Below are 20,106 nucleotides of genomic sequence, written 5' to 3' on the forward strand. Positions count from 1 at the left end.
TTCATGCCGGGCCACTCGGCACGGGCCCTATTTCTTCAGGAGGGGCCAGGCGACCACGGGCGGCACCCGCCGGAACTCGCCGCGGTTGGCGGCCCTTCCCGCGTAGACGAGGAAGAACATCACGGCGGCCGTGAAACCCATCGGCAGCCAGATGAGCAGGTCGACGGCCAGTGACAGCAGCCCGCCGACGATCCACACGGCGATGGCCGCGAGACCCATGTTGAGGCCCTGCGCGGCGTGCCGGCGGACGAACGGCGAGCGCGCCTTGCCGACGTAGACGATGGCCGGTGCGATGGCGCCGATGAGGAACTGGCCCACGTACGCCATCAGCGACCACGTCCTCTCGTCGTCGGAGACGGGGCCGAAGTGACCGGGCATCTGGGCGGTGCCCCCGCCCTGCGGAGGCTGCTGCTGCCAGGCCTGACCGGCCTGCGGAGGCGGTGGCTGCTGCTGGGGCTGCTGCTGCCAGACGTTTCCGGGCTGCTGCCACGGGGCCTGCTGCTGCGGCTGCCCCTGGCCGGGCGACGGGGGAGGCCCGTAGGCCATGGCGGAAGTCCTCTCCTAAGTTCGCTCTGCGCGTTCGCTATGCGACCTATTGGCGAAGTGTATGACTCTTAGGACGCGCCAGGAGTTCGCGCGGGTTCCCGCTTTCCCCCGGCCCGTGGCCGTTTCGCGCCACCGGGCCGGAGTCAGGCGAGTCCGGGACGCCAGAGGACGGCCGACGGCTTCTCCGGGGTGAGGGTCACCGACCCGCGCCACTCGATGGACGACGGCCGCGGGAGATACGACTCGTCCAGGAAGAAGCCCCGGTTGATCGACGTGACCGTGGCCGGTGCGCCGTTGTCGCCGAACCCCGTCGGACGGCGGAGCGCCTCGATGACCGCGATGTCGGACACCGTCGTCCCCTCCGGCAGTTCGACGGTGGTGGCGACGGCGCCGTCCCGGTCGACCGACCAGGTGGGCTGATCGTGGTCGGAGCGGTAGAGCGCCGACGGATCCGACTTGAGCCGGACGCCGAGCGCCACACCCGGCACCGAACCCCACGCGGTCGCCGCCCCGGTCGACTTGGCGAACTCGGCGAACAGGTACGCGCGCTGGTCGCCGACCTCCCGCGTCGCCGGATCGGACGGGTTCTCGATCTTCCCCTCGCGCACCATCTCCTGGGCGGCGACACGGTACGTCCACGGCTCGCGGTCCATGACGGCCTCGCGGGCGCGCCCCTCCGGACGGGTTCTGGAGGCGTCGAGCAGGAAGCGCAGCGGCGGGTCAGGCGAGACGACGTCGCACATGTTGTTGTTCTGCGTGCACGTCTGCAGCACCGGATGATCGCCCTCGAAGCGACCGGTGAACTGGAACGTCAGATGCAGCGGCGCCTGGTAGACCGCGGTGCCGTCCACGCGCCGCCCGGACGCGTCCACCTCGACCCGGTACACCCACTCGATGTCGGTCGTGCGGCCCCAGCGGGCCATCAGCGCGGGCGTGTCGGTGCCGCCGTCCTCGTTGCTCCACACCATCGAGTACTCGATGACCCGGTGCCCGGGAGTGCCGGCGGGCCGCGTCTCATGCCAGGCGGTCAGCGGGGTGTCGGTGGTGGCGTTCTGGTACGGGTCGCCGAACGGCCATCCGGTCCGCCCGACGACGATCGGCGCGTGGCGCAGGACCGCCGCGTCCTTGGCGGGCGTCCGGACGCGGGTGCCCCCGAGGGTCACGCGGCGGGCGGCCGGGGCGCTGCCCTCGGCGAACCGCAGCGTCACCTCATGCGCGCCTTCCCGGACGTGCCCGAGACCGAAGCTCCGGGCCACCGGTTCGGACGACGGGACGACGGCGTCGGTCACATGGCGTCCGTCCACCGCGATCGACACGACGGCGGACTCGGCGCCCTCGCGGGCCCAGGAGACACCCGGCGCGGACGCGGCGAAGGAGATCACGGCCTCCCCGTCCCGGTCCGCGGTGAACGTCACCGACCGGGCGGGACCACCGCGCTCGACCGTGATCGTGCCCGGCTGTGCGGCGGCGGCGGGGGAGACGGCGGCGGTGAGGGGAGCGCCGGCGAGGGCGGCGCCGGTCAAGGCGAGCACGGCATGACGCGCACGGCTTCTCATGATCGGCGAATCTAGACCGGGCGGGTCGCGATCCGGTGACGCCCCGGTCGCCCGTGGATGTCGGGTTCGTTTGCGTCAGGCCCGCGTCCGCAGGGGCCTCCCCAGCGGCGCGAGCGCCGCCGGGGGCCGCAGGGACACGCCGGTGAACCGCTCCGCGGCGGTCCCCGGCGCATCGGGCTCGTAGAGAGTGAGACCCGACGCGGCCAGCCGGGCCGTCCGGCCGCGCCGCACGACCTCGTGCCCGAGCTCGCCCAGCAGCGCGACCACGTCCTCGGCGGGCTCGTCGAACAGGTCGACGCCGTCGAACCGCAGACGCATCTCCGGGTTGCCGCTCCAGCCGGACGGCCGCGTCGCGCAGATCTCCGCGAGCCGCTCCACGCCGTCCTCGTCCCGGCCGGTGGACAGCGCCAGCATCCCGCGCCCGACCCGTACGCTGCGATGTCCCGCCCACCCGCACAGGAACGACGACTTCGGCGGACGGGTGCCGCAGCGCTCGGCGACCGCGGCGAGGGTCGTCCAGGCGTCCGGGGCCTGTGTGGAGAACAGCAGGCTCGCGTCCGGCAGCAGCGCACCGCGCCCCGGCTCCAGCGTGATCATGAAGGGTGCCACCTGGCCGGGGAAGCGCGCCGGATCCGCCTCCCGCAGCGTGACGAGCCCCTCCCAGGTGACGGGCTCGTCCACCGCGAACCAGGTGATGACCGTCTCGACTCCCAGAGCACGGAAGGTCGCGTCGGTCAGCCGCTCCGCGACCACCTCCCGCAGCCCCTCGGCCGTCTCCGAGAGCCTCCGCCGCCACCACGCCGGCTCCGGCCCGGACCCCGTGCCCGTCTGCCAGCGCGTGCCCGCCCCGGCGAACTCCGAACGCCGCTCAGTCCCGGATGCGTCGGCGACCACGTAGTGCCACCCGTCCGGTTCACCGCAAAGCACCACCCGCGCAGGTGCTGCTTTCATTGCATCGCCCTCCTCCTTCGGGCCTGGCGGCCCTCCACCGTCGGGCAATGCGTGCGATCGCCAGCATCGCTCCGAACTCGCCTGGCGGCTCGCTGCGCGATCAGATTCTCGCATGCCCGAAACCGCCTTCGGACGTGATCGCGAGACCCGGGGCCGCCGTGCGGCGGGGCGGTCGCCCGTGTCGTCGCGGCCGGTGACCGGCGCCGCCGCGCCGGGCGGCTCCCGTGGCCGCGGTCGTGCGACACGGCGGGGGTTGCTTTGCCTGGGCGCAGATGTCTGTACGGTCGGACGGGTACCGTGCCGATCAACCGACCTGACGACCTCCCGGAGGTAGCGTGACCCACCCCGAGCAGGTTCTGCGTTCCCCGAAGGAGCGGGAGACGGTGAACGGCGCCGTCCGCGCGCTGCGGTCCGCCGCCCCGTCGGGCTGGGAGCGGCTCGATTTCGAGTTCCGCGCGACGGTCGGCATCGACAGCGCCTCGTTCGAGGTCGAGGGGCCGGACGGCGAGCGCCGCCAGGCGATGCCCCCGGGGCAGGCCGTGGGGAAGATGGACGAGCTCCGCCGCGTCATGTACCGGCGCGGCAAGGGCGCCTGGTTCACCGCGCGGCTGCAGATCGAACGTTCGGGCCATTTCAGCGCCGAGTTCGACTACGACGGCGAACCCGACTTCAACCCGCCCCTCACCTCGTCCGCCTACGCCCTGGACCTGGACCGGTTTCCCCGCAGCGAGGAGCACATCCCCGACTGGCTCCGTGACAGGCTCCGCGAGGACTCGGCGGACTGAGCAGGGGGTTGGGCCGGGCAGACTGGGAGGGTGCCTTCCACACTGCCCGATGGTGATCCCGTGCCCGCCGACGGGGCGTTGCCCGGTGGTGCCCTGGAGGGGTTGGGGACGCGGCCGTTCGCGTTCTATGTGCACGTGCCGTTCTGCGTGACGCGGTGCGGTTACTGCGACTTCAACACGTACACGGCGACGGAGCTCGGGCCGGGCGCCGGCCGCGATTCCTACGCCGACACCGCCATCGGTGAGGTTCGCATGGCCCGGCGGGTGCTGGGCGACGTGGATCTGCCCGTTGAGACGGTGTTCGTGGGCGGTGGTACACCGACCTTGCTGCCGGCGGACGATCTGGGGCGCGTCCTGGAAGTGATCGACGCCGAGTTCGGGCTTGCGCCGGGCGCGGAGGTCACCACGGAGGCGAATCCCGAATCCGTGGACGAGGCGTATGTGGCCCGGCTGCGGGACGTCGGGTTCACCCGGATCTCCTACGGCATGCAGAGCGCGCGCGAGCAGGTGCTGGCCGTTCTGGAACGCAGCCATACGCCGGGGCGCGTCCCGCAGGTCGTGGAGTGGACGCGTAAGGCGGGGTTCGAGCACGTCAATCTCGACCTCATCTACGGGACGCCGGGGGAGACCCACGACGACTGGAGAGCCTCGCTGGAGGCGGCCCTGGCCGCGGAACCCGACCACGTGTCGGCGTACGCGCTCATCGTCGAGGAGGGCACACGGCTGGCGGCGCAGGTGAGGCGGGGAGAGCTGACCGCGCCCGACGACGACGCCATGGCCGACCGCTACCTGATCGCCGACGAGATGCTGGGCGCGCACGGCCTGCACTGGTACGAGATCTCCAACTGGGCCGCCGACCCCGGCGCCGCCTGCCGGCACAACATGCTCTATTGGACGGGCGCGGACTGGTGGGGCGTCGGACCCGGCGCGCACAGCCACGTCGGCGGAACCCGGTGGTGGAACGTCAAGCATCCCGCCGCGTACGCCGCACGTCTCGCGGAGGGGACCACCCCGGCGCACGCCAGGGAGGTCCTGGGCGGGGACGACCGGCGCATCGAGCGGATCATGCTCGAACTGCGGCTCGCCCAGGGCTGCCCCGCCGGGCTGCTGGACGGCGGGGCCGTCCGGCGGGCCATCGGCGACGGGCTGGTCGAAGCCGCGCCGTACGAGGAGGGCCGCGTGGTGCTCACCCTGCGCGGACGCCTTCTGGCGGACGCGGTCGTCCGCGATCTGACCTGATTCAGGGGGCCGTGACGAAGTCGATGAGTTCCTCGACGCGGCCCAGCAGGGCGGGTTCCAGGTCCGTGTAGCTGCTGACCGAGCCCAGGATCCGCTTCCAGGCCGCGCCCGTGTCGTCACCCCAGCCGAGTTCGGCGACGACGCCGTCCTTCCAGGGGATGCCGCGGGGGATGCGCGGCCAGGCCCGGATGCCGACGGACGCGGGCTTGACCGCCTCCCAGATGTCGATGAACGGATGTCCGGTGACCAGGACGTGCGGGGAGGAGATCCGGGCGGCGATCCGGGATTCCTTGGAGCCCTCCACGAGATGGTCGACGAGGACCCCGAGGCGGCGCTCCTCGTCCGGGCCGAACTCCTCGACGATGGCGGGCAGGTCGTCCACGCCTTCGAGGTACTCCACGACGACGCCCTCGACCCGCAGGTCGTGCCCCCAGATCTTCTCGACCAGCTCGGCGTCGTGGACGCCCTCCACGTAGATGCGGCTCTCCTGCGCCACCTGGGCCCGCAGGCCCCCGACGGCGATCGAGCCGGACGCGGAACGCGCGGGCCCCCTGGGCGCGGCCTCGGGCCGCACGAGCGTCACGGGTTCGCCGTCGATGAGGAAGCCCGACTTCTCCAGCGGGAACACGCGCCGCTTGCCGAACCGGTCTTCGAGGGTGACGCCGAACTTGTCGCAGCCGACGACGGCGCCGCAGAAGCCGCTGCCGGGGTCCTCGGCGACCAGGCCGGGCTCCGCCGGGACCTCGGGGATCCGGCCCTTGCGGGGCCTGCGCCAGTCGCCTGCCAGCACGTCGTTTCCATATTTCTTACTCCGCACGGGTCCGCACATTAACCCGGTCGGACGCCCGCGCGCCGTCGTCCCTCGTCCCTCGGCGTGGCGGCGCCGTCCGATACGGGTAGGATCGCGCAGCCGTACGGGGGGTGTGCTCGGGCACTCCAGAGCGCCCCCGCGGGTCGTACACTTGGCACTCGGGAGTTATGAGTGCCAGCAACGCGGGGGCGGACGATCGGGGGCCCATGGACGGGGACGAAGGAGGTGACACGGTGCTGGACGACCGGAAACTCGCGGTCCTGCGCGCCATAGTCGAGGACTATGTCTCCACCAATGAGCCGGTGGGGTCCAAGGCGCTCGTGGACCGGCACAACCTCGGCGTGTCCTCCGCCACCATCCGCAACGACATGGCGGTGCTGGAGGAGCAGGGGTACATCGCCCAGCCGCACACCAGCGCCGGGCGCGTCCCCACCGACAAGGGCTACCGGCTGTTCGTCGACCGGCTGTCCACGATCAAGCCGCTGTCGGTCGCCGAGCGCCGCGCGATCGAGACGTTCCTGTCCGGCGCCTACGACCTCGACGACGTCGTCGGCCGGACGGTGCGGCTGCTCGCGCAGCTCACCCGGCAGGTCGCCGTCGTGCAGTACCCGTCGCTGACCCGCTCGTCGGTGCGGCACGTCGAACTGGTGCCCGTCGCCGAGGGCCGGCTGCTGCTCGTCCTGATCACGAACACCGGGCGGGTGGAGCAGCGGGTCATCGAGACCAGCGGCACCGTCTCCGAGGAATCGATCGGGCACCTGCGGGCGTTGCTCAACACGTGCCTGGACGGGCTCGGCCTCGGCGACGTCCCGACCGCGGTGGCGGACCTGCCCGAGAAGGTGGTCCAGGCGGACCGGCCGCTCGCGGCGGCGGTGCTGTCGGTGCTCCTGGAGACGCTCGTCGAAAAGCATGAAGAGAAGATCGTCTTCGCCGGTGCGGCCAACCTCGCCGCCGTGGACTTCTCGCCCAGCCTGCGGGAGGTTCTCGTCGCGCTCGAGGAGCAGGTCATCCTGATGCGGCTGCTCGGCGAGACCGGCGATTCCTCTACAGTTACGGTGCGGATCGGCACCGAGAACCCCGACCTGGGGCTCCGATCGACTTCGGTCGTCGCCGCCGACTACGGCGTGGGCGACCTCACACTGGCCCGGCTGGGTGTGCTCGGGCCTACACGCATGGATTACCCCAGCACGATGGGAGCGGTACGGGCAGTGGCACGCTACGTGGGACAGATCCTGGCGGGGTCGTAAGTGGCCAACGACTACTACGCGACCCTGGGCGTCCGGCGGGACGCCAGCGCCGACGAGGTCAAGAAGGCCTACCGCCGGCTCGCACGGGAACTCCACCCGGACGTCAACCCGGATCCGGAGACCCAGGACAGGTTCAAAGAGATCACCCAGGCGTACGAGGTGCTCTCCGACCCGAAGAAGCGCGAGATGTACGACCTCGGCGCGGACCCGTTCGCGTCCGCGTCCGCGGGCGGCGCCGGGGGATTCGGCGGCGCCGGGTTCCCGTTCAGCGACATCATGGACGCCTTCTTCGGCACGGCGGCCTCCCGGGGCCCGAGGTCGCGGGCGCGGCGCGGCCGCAACGCGACGCTGCGGGTGGAGCTCGACCTGAGCGAGACGGCGTTCGGCACGACCCGCGAGCTGTCCATCGACACCGCGGTCGCCTGCACGGCCTGCGAGGGGTCGGGCTGCGCGCCCGGCACCCACCCGGACACGTGTGAGACGTGCCACGGGCGCGGCGAGGTGCAGCAGGTGCAGCGCTCGTTCCTCGGCCAGGTCATGACGGCCCGGCCGTGCCCGGCGTGCGGCGGGTTCGGCTCGGTGATCCGCAACCCGTGCACGGAGTGCTCGGGCGACGGACGGGTCCGCACCCGGCGCACCGTCAAGGTCAAGATCCCGGCCGGTGTGGAGAACGGCATCCACATCCAGCTCGCCGGCGAGGGCGAGGTCGGTCCCGGCGGCGGCCCGCCCGGCGACCTGTTCCTGGAGATCGTGGAGAAGCCGCACCCGATCTTCGAGCGGGAGGGCGACGACCTGCACTGCACGGTCGAGATCCCGATGACGGCGGCTGCGCTCGGCACCAGCGTCACCATCGAGACCCTGGACGCCGCCGAGAGCGTCGACATCAAGCCCGGCACGCAGTCGGGGCAGGTCATCACGCTCTACAACCGGGGTGTGCGGCACCTGAACGAGAGCGGCCGCGGCGACCTGATGATCCACGTGAACGTGGAGACGCCGAACCGGCTCGACGAGGAGCAGGAGGAGCTGCTGCGGCAGCTCGCGGTGCTGCGCGGCGAGGAGCGTCCGCCCGGCAAGTTCGCGCCGGGGCAGCGCGGCATGTTCTCGCGGCTCAAGGACGTCTTCAACCAGCACTGAAGAGCAGTGGCGGCGGCCTACGACGAGGGCCGCCGCGGCGATCCGGAGCATGGCGGGTCAGGGGAGCACAGATGAGCGAAGCCCCTCACGGAGTGCGCGCGTGAGCCCGCCGGTCTTTCTTGCCGGGACGGACGCGCTGGAGCGGGGCAGCGTCGTCCTGGACGGCCCCGAGGGGCGGCACGCCGCCGCCGTGCGGCGGCTGCGGCCCGGTGAGCGCGTCGACCTGACCGACGGCGAAGGGCTGCTGGCCGAATGCGTCGTCACCGCCGCGGACCGCGCGTCCCTCATGCTGGACGTGCTGGCCCGGCACCGGCAGCCGCCGCCGTCGCCCCGCATCGTGGCCGTCCAGGCGCTTCCGAAGGGCGACCGGGGCGAACTGGCGGTCGAGACGATGACCGAGGCCGGGGTCGACGAGATCGTCCCGTGGTCGGCGGCCCGCTGCGTCACGCAGTGGCGCCCCGAACGCCGGGAGAAGGCCCTCGGACGCTGGCGCGGCGCCGCCCGCGAGGCGGGCAAGCAGGCCAGGCGCAGCCGGCTGCCCGAGGTCGCCGGGCTCGCGTCCACCGGTGACGTCGCCGCGCGGATCGCCGCGGCGTCCCTGGCCGTCGTCCTGCACGAGGACGCCGGTGCGCGGCTCAGCGCCGTGGAACTGCCCGCGGAGGGCGAGATCGTCCTGGTGGTGGGGCCCGAAGGCGGCATCACCGAGGAGGAACTGGAGCGGTTCGCCGCGGCCGGCGGGCGCCCGGTCCGCCTCGGCCCGACCGTGCTGCGCACGTCGACGGCCGGAGTCGCGGCCGCCGCCGTGCTGCTGGCGGCCACCGGCCGCTGGTAGGACGACCCGCGGGGTCAGGGGGCGCCGGCCGCTGCCCCGGCGCCCTGATCGGTGCTCTTGGCCGGTTCGCTCGTCGACGGCGACGTCGGCGCGTCGGAGGGCTTGTCCGGTTCGGGCGAGGTGGACGTCGGCGGCGACGGCGTCGTGGTCGGCTGCTGCGACGGGGTCGAGTCCGGGCACGGCGTGACCGAGGGGGTGGCGGCGGGCTCCGCACCGGGCGACGCGGTGACCGTCGGGGGGGTGGGCGGCCGGGGGATGCTGCAGGCCGACAGCCCCGGCGAGGCGGCCGACGTGGGGGTCTGCGAGGAGCTCGGGGCGTCGGTCGCGGTGCCGCCCGGCGACGCCGGGCCGGGGAACTGCGGGTTGCCCTGGGCGCCGGCGTGGTCGCCGGAGGTGTTGTTCTTCCCCTCGCCGGAGGGCCCGTTGCTGCCGACCGACTGCTGGATGAGGTCGATGGTCTGCGGCGCGGTCACGCCGAGCCCGGCGACCGCCACGGCGGCGGCCACGGCGAGGACGGGACGCGCCCAGTTGACGGTGAACCGGTCGAACCCGAAGCGCGCGGGGGCGAATCGTCCGAGACCGAACCGCCGGCCGGAGCCGTCGGCTATGCGGGCCCGGATGCGTTCCAGGCCGTCGCCTGCGGGGTTGACCGAGTCCGCCTCCGCGTTCAGGGCACGGCGGAGGATCTCCCCGTGCTCGTCGTGGGGGTCGGTGGTCATGAGAACTGCTCCAGGACGTTGCGTAGCGAGGTCATTCCGCGCGCCGTGTGGCTCTTCACGGCCCCGCGGGAGATGCCCATCGCGTTGGCGATCTCCGCTTCGGACAGATCGGCGTAGTAACGGAGGACGAGTGCCTCCCGCTGGCGTGCGGGAAGCCGGGACAGCGCGTCGATGACCGCCGAGCGTTCCAGTTCTCCGATGGCCCCGGCCTCCGCGCTCGGCGCGTCGGGCAGGCCCTTCGGGGCGTACTTCTCGACGACGGCGCGGTGCCGGAGCACCGATCGCGACCGGTTGACCACCGACTGGCGCAGGTACGACAGGGCCTTGTCCGGGTCGCGCAGCCGGCGCCACCCGCCGTGCATCGCGACGAACGCGTCCTGGACGACCTCTTCGGCCGTTCCCGCGTCCCGGACGAGCATGGCGGCGAGTCTTACCAGCGAGCGGTAGTTGGCGCTGTAGAGCGCGGTCACCGCCTGGTCGGCATCCCAGGCGACGGCCACCGCCCCCGCCGTGCCCCTGGCCACGAGGGTCTCGGTCACGTCAGTTGGACGCGTGCCCTCGTCGTTCGGTTTACGAAAGGGCATGTCCTGGTTTGCCTCGGTCACCTATCCGCCGCCTTTGCCGTCCCCCGGCCGCTCATTCGTACGGTCGTCTTCGGAACGACGTGGATCGGGCGTGCCCGGCCCGGTCCGGGCGCGTCGCAATGCCTTGCGAACCGGGGGGTACGCCCTGAGCTGACAACCCTAACCAGTAGGCGGTCGGAATGCCGACCGGAATGGAAGGTCGATCGGCGAAAACCCTATCGAGCACCGGACGCGGCAGGCCATGCACGCATCTGGTCCCGATAGGATTCCGGGGCGGTCGCGGGCCGCCGCCGAGGGGAGAGGGATGACCGACTGCCTGTTCTGCAAGATCGTTTCCGGGGACGTGCCGACCAAGATCGTCCGGGAGTCGGCGGGTGCGGTGGCGTTCCGCGACATCAACCCTCAGGCGCCCACGCATGTGCTGGTGATCCCGAGGGCGCACCACCCGACCGTCGGCGAACTCGCCGCCGCGGACGCCGGGCTGCTCGCCGAACTGGTGCGCGAGGCCCACCAGGTCGCGGTGGACGAGGGCATCGCCGAGGCCGGCTACCGGGTCGTGTTCAACACCGGCGCGCAGGCCGGGCAGACCGTGTTCCACGTGCACGCGCACGTGCTCGGCGGCCGTGGCCTCAACTGGCCGCCCGGCTGACCGTTCCCCCGGGCCGCACCGGGCGCCCGGCACCCCCGGCGAAAACCATCCGCGTCCTGCCGGGGGCGGCCAGTACGATGGAACCCGTACATCTGGACACCCGGAGCAGACAGAAGGCAGGTCGGAGAGGCCGCAAGGCCGGCTGATGGTCGAATCAACTCACACGGGGTCGACTCGCACGGGGCGCGACGACCGGACGGGCTCGCACTCCCAGATCAAGATCGTGGTGCCGGACGACCATTCGATGGTGAGCCTGCTGGGCTCCCGGGACGAGCTGCTCCACGCGATAGAGCAGGCGTTCGGCGACGGCATCGACATCCACGTCCGCGGCAACGAGATCACCGTGACGGGCCAGGAGGGCGAGACCGGCCTGGTCTCCCGGCTCTTCACCGAGATGCTCGAGCTGCTGAAGGGCGGCACGCAGCTCACCCCCGACGCCGTCGAGCGCAGCCTGGCGATGCTGCGCGGCGAGAGCGACGCGCGCCCCGCCGAGGTCCTGACGCTGGACGTGCTGTCCAGCCGGGGCCGGACGATCCGCCCCAAGACGCTGAACCAGCGGCGCTACGTCGACGCGATCGACAGGCACACGATCGTGTTCGGCATCGGCCCCGCCGGCACCGGCAAGACGTACCTGGCGATGGCGAAGGCCGTCCGCGCGCTGCAGGACAAGAAGGTCAACCGGATCATCCTGACGCGCCCCGCCGTGGAGGCGGGGGAGCGGCTCGGGTTCCTGCCCGGCACGCTCTACGAGAAGATCGACCCGTACCTGCGGCCGCTGTACGACGCGCTGCACGACATGGTCGACCCCGACTCGATCCCCCGCCTGATGGCGGCGGGCACCATCGAGGTGGCCCCCCTGGCGTACATGAGGGGCCGCACCCTGAACGACTCGTTCATCATTCTGGACGAGGCGCAGAACACCTCGCCCGAGCAGATGAAGATGTTCCTCACCCGGCTCGGGTTCGGGTCGAAGGTCGTGGTGACCGGGGACGTCACCCAGGTCGACCTGCCGTCCGGGCATCTGAGCGGGCTGCGCGTCGTCCAGGACATCCTCGACGGCGTCGAGGACATCCACTTCTGCCGCCTCGACAGCCGCGACGTCGTCCGGCACAAGCTGGTCACCGACATCGTCGACGCCTACAACCGGCACGCCGAGAAGCAGGTTCCGGAGTTCCAGCCGGGCGCGGCGGGCCGCGGCGGGTCCCGCAAGCGGGGGCGGCAGTGAGCATCGAGGTGCTGAACGAGTCGGGCGTCCCCGTCGACGAGCGGGCCATCGCCGGTCTGTCCCGGCACGTCCTCGACGGCATGCGCGTGCACCCGCTGGCGGAACTGTCGGTCCTGCTGGTCGATGAGGCCGCGATGGCCGAGTTGCACGAGAAGTGGATGGACGAGCCGGGCCCGACGGACGTGCTGTCGTTCCCCATGGACGAGCTGCGCCCCGGCCACATGTCGGGCGGCGCCGACGAGGACGGCGAGACCGATCCCGGCCTGCTCGGCGACGTCGTGCTGTGCCCCGCGGTGGCCGAGCGGCAGGCGCGGGAGGCCGGGCACGGCACCGGGGACGAGCTGGAGCTGCTGTGCGCGCACGGCATCCTGCACCTTCTCGGCTACGACCACGCCGAGCCGGAGGAGCACCGGGAGATGTTCGGCCTGCAGGCCGAGCTCCTGACCTCCTGGCGGGAGAAACGCGGCGGCTGAGGTGAACACCGCGCAGGCCTGGCTGTCCGCCCTGGCGGCGGGCCTGGTCTTCATGGCGGGCCTGCTGGCCAGTACCGAGGCGGCGCTCGCGCGGGTGTCGCGCGTCACCGTCGAGGAGCTGGTCCGCGACGGGCGGCGCGGCTCGCGGCGGCTGGCCGAGGTGGTCGCCGACCCGGCCCGCTACGTCAACATGGTGCTGCTGCTCCGCATCGCCTGCGAGCTGGTCGCGACCGTGATCGTCGCGGACCTGTGCATCTCCTGGCTGGACGAGACGTGGCGCGCCTACGTCACCGCCGCCGCCATCATGATCGTGATCAGCTATGTGGTGATCGGCGTCGGGCCCCGCACGCTCGGCATCCAGCACGCCGACCGGATCGCGCTGGCCGGCGCCGCGGTGATCCATCCGGTGACGCGGGTGTTCGGGCCGCTGCCGCGGCTGCTGATCGCGCTCGGCAACGCCCTCACGCCCGGCAAGGGGTTCCGGGAGGGCCCGTTCGCGTCCGAGGCGGAGCTGCGCGACCTGGTCGACCTGGCCGAGCAGCGCAGCCTGATCGAGCCGGTCGAGCGGGAGATGATCCATTCGGTGTTCGAGCTGGGCGACACCCTCGTCCGCGAGGTGATGGTGCCGCGCACCGACATCGTGTTCATCGAGCGCGGCAAGACGCTGCGGCAGGCGATGACGCTTGCGCTGCGCAGCGGCTTCTCCCGCATTCCGGTCGTCGGCGAGAACGAGGACGACGTCGTCGGCATCGCCTACCTCAAGGACGTCGCCCGCCGCAGCCAGGAGCACCGCGAGGGCGAGTCCGTCGAGACGGTCGACTCGGTCATGCGTTCCGCCACCTACGTGCCCGACAGCAAGCCGATCGACGAACTGCTGCGCGAGATGCAGGCCCGGCGGATCCACCTCGCGGTCGTCATCGACGAGTACGGCGGCACCGCGGGCCTGGTCACCATCGAGGACATCCTGGAGGAGATCGTCGGGGAGATCACCGACGAGTACGACCGGGAGACCCCGCCGGTCACCTGGCTCCCGGACGGCGCCGCCCGCGTCACCGCCCGCCTCCCCGTCGAGGACCTCGCCGAGCTGTTCGACGTGGAGATGGACGTCGAGGAGGTCGAGACCGTCGGCGGCCTCCTCGCCCACGCCCTGGGCCGCGTCCCCATCGAGGGCTCCACCGCGGAGGTCGGCTCCGGCCCCGCCGACGGCCACGAGGGCGGCCCCGTCCTGTCCCTCAAGGCCGAGACCATCGCCGGCCGCCGCAACCGCGTGGGGACCGTCCTGGTGAGGCGCCTGGGCGTGACCGCGACGGACGCGGCTGATGCCGAGGGTTCCGACCGGACCCGCTGATCAGAGGGTCGTCCGGAGGGTGCCGTCGGGGGCGGCGACCAGGATGGGGGCTTTGGGGCCGAGGTCCCGGACGGCGGTGACGCCGGGCGGGGCGGGGGTGCCGGCGGTGACGACGGCGGCGGCCTCCAGGTCTTCGGCGCCACTGGAGACGGCCGTCGCCACGGCGACCTGGAGGGCGGAGAGTTTCAGGGACGGCAGGTCCACGCTCGTGGCGGAGTAGGTGCGGCCCGTCTCGTCGCGGACGGCGGCGCCCTCGGCGGCGTTCGTGCGGGCCCTGGCCGACCTTGCCAGGGTGATGATCTTCGCGTCCTCGGCGTTCAGCTCGCTCACGTCCCCCAGCGTACGGGCTTCGTGAGCGGGACTTGCGGCCGCATGGGCCTCCCCGCAAGTCACCGCCAAGTGGGCGGCAAGGGGTGCGGGTGATGCTCGGAACGCCGGACAACGCCGTTCTGGGGGAGATGTGATGTCCCGTTCGCTCTATCGCCTGGGCAGGGCCGCGGCCTTGCGGCCGTGGCGGTTCATCGTCGTGTGGGTGGTGCTCGTCGCGGCGGTGGCCGGTCTGGCGGGTGTCGCGGGGGGTGCCCTGCACGACGACTACACGCTTGACGGGACGGGGTCGCAGGAGGCGACCGACCTGCTGGAGGAGCGCTTCCCCGCGCTGTCGGGGGCGGACGCCAGGGTCGTGGTCCACGCGGAGTCCGGGACGGTCGACCGGGCGGCGCTGGCGGAGGCGGCGGGGGAGCTGCGCGAGCTGCCGCACGTCAGCGTGGTCGAGCCGCCGCGGCGGAGCCCGGACGGGGCGACGGCGCTGATGACCGTCCGGTACTCGGTGCCGGTGACGGATCTGGAGCCGAAGCCGACCCTCGACCTGCTGCGGTCGGCGACGGACAACCTGGACGCGGCGGGCTACCAGGTGGAGTTCGGCGGCCAGGTGCCGGAGAACGTGACGGCGCCGGGCGGTGTCGCCGAGGCGATCGGGGTCGGGGCCGCGCTGGTGATCCTGCTGCTGGCGTTCGGGTCGGTGGTGGCGGCGGGGCTGCCGCTGGTGGTGGCGCTCGCCGGGCTCGGCGCCGGGGTGTCGGGGATCACGCTGCTGGCGGCGTTCACCGAGGTGGCGACCACGGCGCCGACGCTGGCCACGATGGTCGGGCTGGGCGTCGGCATCGACTACGCCCTGTTCATCCTGACCCGGCACCGGGAGGGCATGGCCGCGGGGCTCGGCGTCCCCGAGTCGGTGGGGCGCGCCGTCGCGACCGCCGGCCAGTCGGTGATCTTCGCGGGTTCCACGGTGCTGCTGGCGCTGTGCGGGCTGGTGCTGACGCGGATCCCCGTCTTCATGACGATGGGCTTCACCACGGGGCTCGTCGTGGCGGCGACGGTGCTGAGCGCCGTCACGCTTCTTCCGGCGGTGCTGGGGCTCGCCGGGCGCAGGGTGCTGCGCCGCCGCGACCGGGCCGCCGGCGCGAAGATCACGGTGGAGTCGCCGCGGGTCCGGCGGTGGGCCGAGCACGTCGGGCGGCACCCGTGGCCGTGGCTGCTGGCCGCGTCCGTGCTGATGCTCGCGCTGGCCGCGCCCGCGCTCGGCATGCGCACGTGGCCGAGCGACGCCAGCAGCCAGCCGACGTCCATCACCGTCCGGCAGGCCTACGACCTGGTCGCCGAGGGGTACGGGGACGGCGCCAACGGGCCGCTGGTCGTGGCGGTCGACCTGACGAAGGTGGACCCGGGCGCCCTGCCCGGCCTGCGGGACTCGCTCGCCGGGACCGCCGGAGTCACGGCCGTCGCCGAGCCCGTGCCGTCCCCCCGCCGGGACGCCGCGGTGATCATGGTCACGCCGGAGTACGGGCCGCAGGACGCGCGGGTGACGGGGCTCGTCGACCGGATCCGCGCGGACGTGCTCCCGCCGGGCGCGGAGGTCACCGGGCTGACCGCGGCGTACGTGGACCTGTCCCGGATGCTGTCCGACCGGCTCTGGCCCGTGATCGGCGCGGTCGTCGCCACCTCGTTCATCCTGCTGATGATCATGTTCAGGTCGCTGCTGGCGCCGTTGAAGGCCGCGGTGATGAACCTGCTGTCGATCGGCGCCGCCTACGGGGTGCTCACGGCCGTGTTCCAGTGGGGCTGGGGCGCTGAAGCGCTCGGGCTTCCGCACAGCGTCCCGGTGTCGAGCTTCATCCTGCTGCTGATGTTCGCGGTGCTGTTCGGCGTGTCGATGGACTACGAGGTCTTCCTGCTGTCGCGCATCAGGGAGGAGTGGCTGCTGCACGGCGACGCGCGCGGCTCGGTGACCGCCGGCCTCGCCGCGACCGGGCGGGTCATCTCCAGCGCCGCGCTGATCATGGTGGCGGTGTTCCTCGGGTTCGCCGCCGACCCCGGCCTGGTGATCAAGCAGATGGGGGTGGGGCTCGCGGTCGCCGTGGCGCTGGACGCGACGATCGTCCGGCTGGTGCTGGTGCCCGCCACGATGTCGCTGCTCGGACGGGCGAACTGGTGGCTGCCGCGGCCCCTCGCCCGCGTCCTTCCGGAGATCGGCGCGCACGGCGGGGCCGGGCCCGTGTCGGCGGACAGGCGGGAACCCGAACTCGGCCGGGTGTGACGCCGGGGGAGTGAACACGGCGGTCCGGCATGTCCCGGTTAGGCTGATCGGGACATGTCGCCTGTCGTACGCGTTCTCGGGGCCTTCGGCGCCGAGGTGGCGGGGGAGCCCGCGGACCTCGGCGGTCCACGGCAGCGCTCCGTCCTCGCCCGGCTCGTCGCCGCGCGGGGCGCGATGGTGACCGCCGACCGGCTCGTCGACGACCTGTGGGCGGGGACGGCCCCGCTCCGCGCCGCCGCCGGCCTCCAGTCGTTCGTGTCGCATCTGCGCCGCGCCCTCGAACCGGGCCGTCCGCCGCGCACGCCCGCGCGGGTCCTGGTGACCGAGCCTCCGGGATACGCGCTCCGGCTGCCGGACGGGAGCGTCGACGCGTGGCGGTTCGACGCGCTGATCGACGAGGCCGCCGGGCTGCTGGACACCGACCCGCTGCGGGCCCGCCGCCGCGCGGAGGCGGCGCTCGCGGAGTGGCGCGGGCCCGCCTACGCCGAGTTCGCGGACCTGCCGTGGGCCGCGGCCGAGGCGGCCCGCCTGGACGAGCGCCGCCGCCTCGCCGTCGAACGCCGCGCCGAGGCGATGCTGAAGGGCGGGGCCCGGCTGCCGGCGTCCGCCGCCGAGGCCGTCCCCGACCTGGAGGCCCACGCCGCCGCGAACCCGCTGCGCGAGGAGGCGTGGCGGCTTCTGGCCCTGGCCCTCTACCGCGCCGGGCGCCAGGGCGACGCGCTCGCCGCGCTCCGCCGCGCCCGCGAGACCCTGACCGAGGAACTCGGCGTCGACCCCGGCCCGGCCCTGCGGCGCCTCGAAACCGACATCCTGGCCCAGTCGCCCGACCTGGGGGAGGCGGCCCGCCGCGGCGGACGCCCCGTCCTGCGGCCGGCGCCCGAGCCCGCGCGGGAGCAGCCCGCCTTCGTCGGACGCGTCCGGGAACTCGCCCGGCTGGACGCCGCCGCCGCGGACGCCGCCAGAGGCCGGGGCGGCCTCGTCCTCGTCGGCGGCGACGCGGGCATGGGCAAGACGGCCCTCGCCGAACGGTTCGAGGACGGCCTCGCCGAGCGCGGCTGGACGTGCGCGTGGGGGCGGGCGCCGGAGACGGGGGGAGCGCCCGCGGCCTGGCCCTGGGCCGAACTGCTGCGCGGGCTGGCCGCCGCCGCGCCGCCCGCCGCCGAACTCGCCGGCCGCCTCGGGCCGCTGCTGGACGACGCCGTCACCGGCCCCGGCGACGCCGACGTCAGCACGGGGCGGTTCCGGCTCCACCTGGCCGTCGGGGACTACCTCGCCGGCGTCGCGGACACGGGGCCGCTCCTGCTCGTCCTGGACGATCTGCACTGGGCGGACGAGGAGACCCTCGCCCTGCTCGTCCGGCTCGCCGGACGGCTGCGGGACCGCCCCGTCCTGCTGGTGGCCACGTTCCGGCAGACGGAGGTCCGCGAGGGGCTCGCGGCCGCGCTGGCCGCGCTCGCCCGCTACGAGCCGGCGCGGATCGAACTCGGCGGGCTGTCGGCGGCCGAGGTCGCGGCCCTGGTCCGCGGCACCTGCGCCACCGGCCTCGGCGACGCGGAGCTGTCCGCCATCGCCGAGCGGACCGGCGGCAACCCGTTCTTCACCCGGGAGACGGCCCGGCTCCTGGACGCCGAGGGCCTTCCCGCCGCGACGCGGCAGGTGCCCGCCGGGGTCGGGGACGTGCTGCGCCGCCGCATCGCCCGGCTGCCGGAGCCGGTCCAGACCGTCCTGCGCGACGCGGCCGTCATCGGCCGCGACGCCGACCTGGGCGTCCTGTCCGATCTGACCGGGGACGAGGACACGGTGATCGACGCCGTCGAGGCCGGTCTCGGCAGCGGCCTGGTCACCGAGCCCGCGCCCGGCCGGATGCGGTTCGCGCACGCCCTCGTCCGCGACACCCTCTACGACGGGATCTCCCGGGCCCGCCGTACCCGGCTGCACGGCCGCGTCGCCGCCGCGCTCGAACGGCACACCCCCGACGAGGTCGCCGCGATCGCCCACCACCACCTCGAATCCGGTACGGACCCGGCCAAGGCCGTCCGGTACGCGCGGCTGGCCGCGGAGGCCGCCGAGGCGCGCTTCGCCCACGACCTGGCCGCCGGCCTGTGGGTCCGCGTCGTCGACATGCTGCGGGCGCGGGGCGCGGACGCGACCCGCGACCGGCTGGAGGCGGAGGTCGCCGCGATCCGCGTGACGGCGCTCGCCGGTCACGTCGTCGACGCGCGGGACCGGCGGCTGGCCGCCATCGCCGACGCCCGCGCGTTCGGCGACGTCCGGCTCCTCGCCCGGATCATCGCGAGCTTCGACGTCCCCACGCTGTGGACGAGCCGCGAGTACGGGACCCTCGACGCCGCCGTGGTCGAGGCCACCGAGGAGGCGCTCGCGCGGCTGCCCGGGGACGAGCCGGAACTGCGCGTCCGGCTGCTGACGACCCTGGCGATCGAACTGGAGGGCGAGCAGCACGACCGCGGGGTCACCGCGTCCGGCGAGGCGATCCGCACGGCCCGTGCCCTGGGCGTCCCCGAGCTGATCGCCGCCGCGCTGAACGGCGCCTACATCAACAGCTACCGGACCGCGGACGGCCTCGCCCGGCGGCGCCGGTTCGCCGCCGAACTCCTCGATCTCGCGACCCGGAACGACCTCGGGACCTACCTCGTCCTCGCGCACCTGCAACTGCAGCAGGCCGCCATCGCCGGGCTCGACCTCCCCGCCGCGCACCGGCACCTGAAGGAGGGGCGGCGGCTCGCCGACCAGTACGGGCTACCGCTGCTCGCACAGATAGGCGACTGGTACGCCGGGCTGACGCGCGCCTTCACGGCCCGGGAGGAGGAGGCGGAACTCGCGTACGAGCGGCTCGGTGACGCCGTCGGCCGGACCAGGATCTGGTCGAGCGAGCTCGGCATGGCCTTCCTCGGCGTCTTCTGCCTGCGGCTCGTCCAGGGGAGGGCCGGGGAGATGGTGGACGGCTCCGCCTGGCTGCACCGCCAGTGGGGCCATGTCCCGGCCACCGCCGACATGCACGCCCTGGCGCTGATCTCCGCCGGCCGCGCCGCGGAGGCCGAGCGGGTCGTCGCCGGGGCCGGTCCCGTCCGCCTCGACTACTTCTTCGACCTCACCATGCCGGTGCGGGCGCTGCGCGCGATCGCGCTCGGTGACCGCGAGCTGGCCGCGGAGGTCTACGCGAAGCTGCTGCCCTACGCCGGTCAGTTCAGCGGCGGCGCCACCGCCGTCGGCACGGTCGGGCCCATCGCGCAGGTCCTCGGCGACCTCGCGTTGTTCCTGGACCGGCCCGAGGCAGCCGCCGGCCACTACCGCGACGCGGCCGGGGTCGCCGGACGCCTCGGCTCCGCCGTGTGGGCCGAGAGGGCCGACGCCGCGCGGACCCGTCTCGGCACCCCCGCCGCGTGACCCTGG

Annotated in this window: 18 protein-coding genes; 11 read left to right on the top strand and 7 right to left on the bottom strand. The window is 73.5% G+C overall.

What is annotated here, in order from left to right:
- Positions 1 to 27: 27 nt before the first annotated feature.
- From ACGFIS_RS10755 to ACGFIS_RS10765, 3 genes are all read right to left on the bottom strand, one after another.
- On the bottom strand, positions 28 to 546 hold the full coding sequence (locus tag ACGFIS_RS10755) for a DUF4870 domain-containing protein (RefSeq protein WP_392902125.1): 519 nt from the start codon (positions 544 to 546) through the stop codon (positions 28 to 30).
- Positions 547 to 689: 143 nt separating this feature from the next.
- A complete protein-coding gene (locus ACGFIS_RS10760; RefSeq protein ID WP_392970304.1) occupies positions 690 to 2,102 on the bottom strand; it encodes a hypothetical protein in 1,413 nt (470 codons plus the stop codon).
- Positions 2,103 to 2,177: 75 nt separating this feature from the next.
- Entirely contained in the window at positions 2,178 to 3,053 is an 876-nt protein-coding gene (locus tag ACGFIS_RS10765) for a hypothetical protein (protein ID WP_392902129.1), read from the bottom strand.
- Between the two features lie 335 nt (positions 3,054 to 3,388).
- On the opposite strand from ACGFIS_RS10765, the gene ACGFIS_RS10770 reads away from it, so the two are divergent.
- Both ACGFIS_RS10770 and hemW read left to right on the top strand, forming a co-directional pair.
- Complete coding sequence (locus ACGFIS_RS10770; RefSeq protein ID WP_392902130.1) at positions 3,389 to 3,838, top strand: hypothetical protein; 450 nt, start codon at positions 3,389 to 3,391, stop codon at positions 3,836 to 3,838.
- A 30-nt stretch (positions 3,839 to 3,868) separates the two neighbouring features.
- Entirely contained in the window at positions 3,869 to 5,077 is a 1,209-nt protein-coding gene (gene hemW, locus ACGFIS_RS10775) for a radical SAM family heme chaperone HemW (protein WP_392970307.1), read from the top strand.
- A 1-nt stretch (position 5,078) separates the two neighbouring features.
- Here hemW and ACGFIS_RS10780 read toward each other — a convergent pair whose 3' ends face one another.
- Positions 5,079 to 5,894, bottom strand: coding sequence for a DUF3097 domain-containing protein (locus ACGFIS_RS10780; RefSeq protein ID WP_392970310.1), 816 nt, complete (start codon positions 5,892 to 5,894; stop codon positions 5,079 to 5,081).
- Positions 5,895 to 6,121: 227 nt separating this feature from the next.
- On the opposite strand from ACGFIS_RS10780, the gene hrcA reads away from it, so the two are divergent.
- The 3 genes from hrcA (at position 6,122) to ACGFIS_RS10795 (ending at position 9,101) form a co-directional block, all read left to right on the top strand.
- A complete protein-coding gene (hrcA, locus tag ACGFIS_RS10785; RefSeq protein ID WP_392902871.1) occupies positions 6,122 to 7,135 on the top strand; it encodes a heat-inducible transcriptional repressor HrcA in 1,014 nt (337 codons plus the stop codon).
- Positions 7,136 to 8,269 (top strand): molecular chaperone DnaJ, encoded by a 1,134-nt coding sequence (gene dnaJ, locus ACGFIS_RS10790; protein ID WP_392902136.1) that lies wholly within the window; start codon positions 7,136 to 7,138, stop codon positions 8,267 to 8,269.
- Positions 8,270 to 8,369: 100 nt separating this feature from the next.
- A complete protein-coding gene (locus ACGFIS_RS10795; RefSeq protein ID WP_392970313.1) occupies positions 8,370 to 9,101 on the top strand; it encodes a 16S rRNA (uracil(1498)-N(3))-methyltransferase in 732 nt (243 codons plus the stop codon).
- Between the two features lie 14 nt (positions 9,102 to 9,115).
- On the opposite strand, the gene ACGFIS_RS10800 is transcribed toward ACGFIS_RS10795, so the two are convergent.
- Positions 9,116 to 9,820, bottom strand: a complete 705-nt coding sequence (locus ACGFIS_RS10800; RefSeq protein WP_392902140.1) for a hypothetical protein — start codon at positions 9,818 to 9,820, stop codon at positions 9,116 to 9,118.
- Positions 9,817 to 10,404, bottom strand: a complete 588-nt coding sequence (locus tag ACGFIS_RS10805; protein ID WP_392902874.1) for a SigE family RNA polymerase sigma factor — start codon at positions 10,402 to 10,404, stop codon at positions 9,817 to 9,819. Before ACGFIS_RS10805 ends, ACGFIS_RS10800 begins: the two co-directional genes overlap by 4 nt.
- A 304-nt stretch (positions 10,405 to 10,708) precedes the next feature.
- Here ACGFIS_RS10805 and ACGFIS_RS10810 point away from each other — a divergent pair, with 304 nt between their 5' ends.
- The 4 genes from ACGFIS_RS10810 (at position 10,709) to ACGFIS_RS10825 (ending at position 14,099) form a co-directional block, all read left to right on the top strand.
- Positions 10,709 to 11,053 (top strand): histidine triad nucleotide-binding protein, encoded by a 345-nt coding sequence (locus ACGFIS_RS10810; RefSeq protein WP_392970316.1) that lies wholly within the window; start codon positions 10,709 to 10,711, stop codon positions 11,051 to 11,053.
- Positions 11,054 to 11,198: 145 nt separating this feature from the next.
- On the top strand, positions 11,199 to 12,278 hold the full coding sequence (locus tag ACGFIS_RS10815; RefSeq protein WP_392902144.1) for a PhoH family protein: 1,080 nt from the start codon (positions 11,199 to 11,201) through the stop codon (positions 12,276 to 12,278).
- Positions 12,275 to 12,751: an rRNA maturation RNase YbeY gene (gene ybeY, locus ACGFIS_RS10820; RefSeq protein WP_392902146.1), complete on the top strand. Its 477-nt coding sequence runs from the start codon at positions 12,275 to 12,277 to the stop codon at positions 12,749 to 12,751. Before ACGFIS_RS10815 ends, ybeY begins: the two co-directional genes overlap by 4 nt.
- A 1-nt stretch (position 12,752) precedes the next feature.
- Positions 12,753 to 14,099: a hemolysin family protein gene (locus ACGFIS_RS10825; protein ID WP_392902148.1), complete on the top strand. Its 1,347-nt coding sequence runs from the start codon at positions 12,753 to 12,755 to the stop codon at positions 14,097 to 14,099.
- Here ACGFIS_RS10825 and ACGFIS_RS10830 read toward each other — a convergent pair whose 3' ends face one another.
- Positions 14,100 to 14,429: a cytidine deaminase gene (locus tag ACGFIS_RS10830; protein ID WP_392970319.1), complete on the bottom strand. Its 330-nt coding sequence runs from the start codon at positions 14,427 to 14,429 to the stop codon at positions 14,100 to 14,102.
- 133 nt (positions 14,430 to 14,562) lie between these two features.
- On the opposite strand from ACGFIS_RS10830, the gene ACGFIS_RS10835 reads away from it, so the two are divergent.
- A complete protein-coding gene (locus tag ACGFIS_RS10835) occupies positions 14,563 to 16,695 on the top strand; it encodes an MMPL family transporter (protein ID WP_392970322.1) in 2,133 nt (710 codons plus the stop codon).
- Between the two features lie 54 nt (positions 16,696 to 16,749).
- Positions 16,750 to 20,100, top strand: a complete 3,351-nt coding sequence (locus tag ACGFIS_RS10840; RefSeq protein WP_392902155.1) for a BTAD domain-containing putative transcriptional regulator — start codon at positions 16,750 to 16,752, stop codon at positions 20,098 to 20,100.
- Positions 20,101 to 20,106 lie beyond the last annotated feature (6 nt).

It is taken from the genome of Spirillospora sp. NPDC048824 (genome assembly GCF_043198455.1).
Taxonomy (GTDB): Bacteria; Actinomycetota; Actinomycetes; order Streptosporangiales; family Streptosporangiaceae; genus Spirillospora.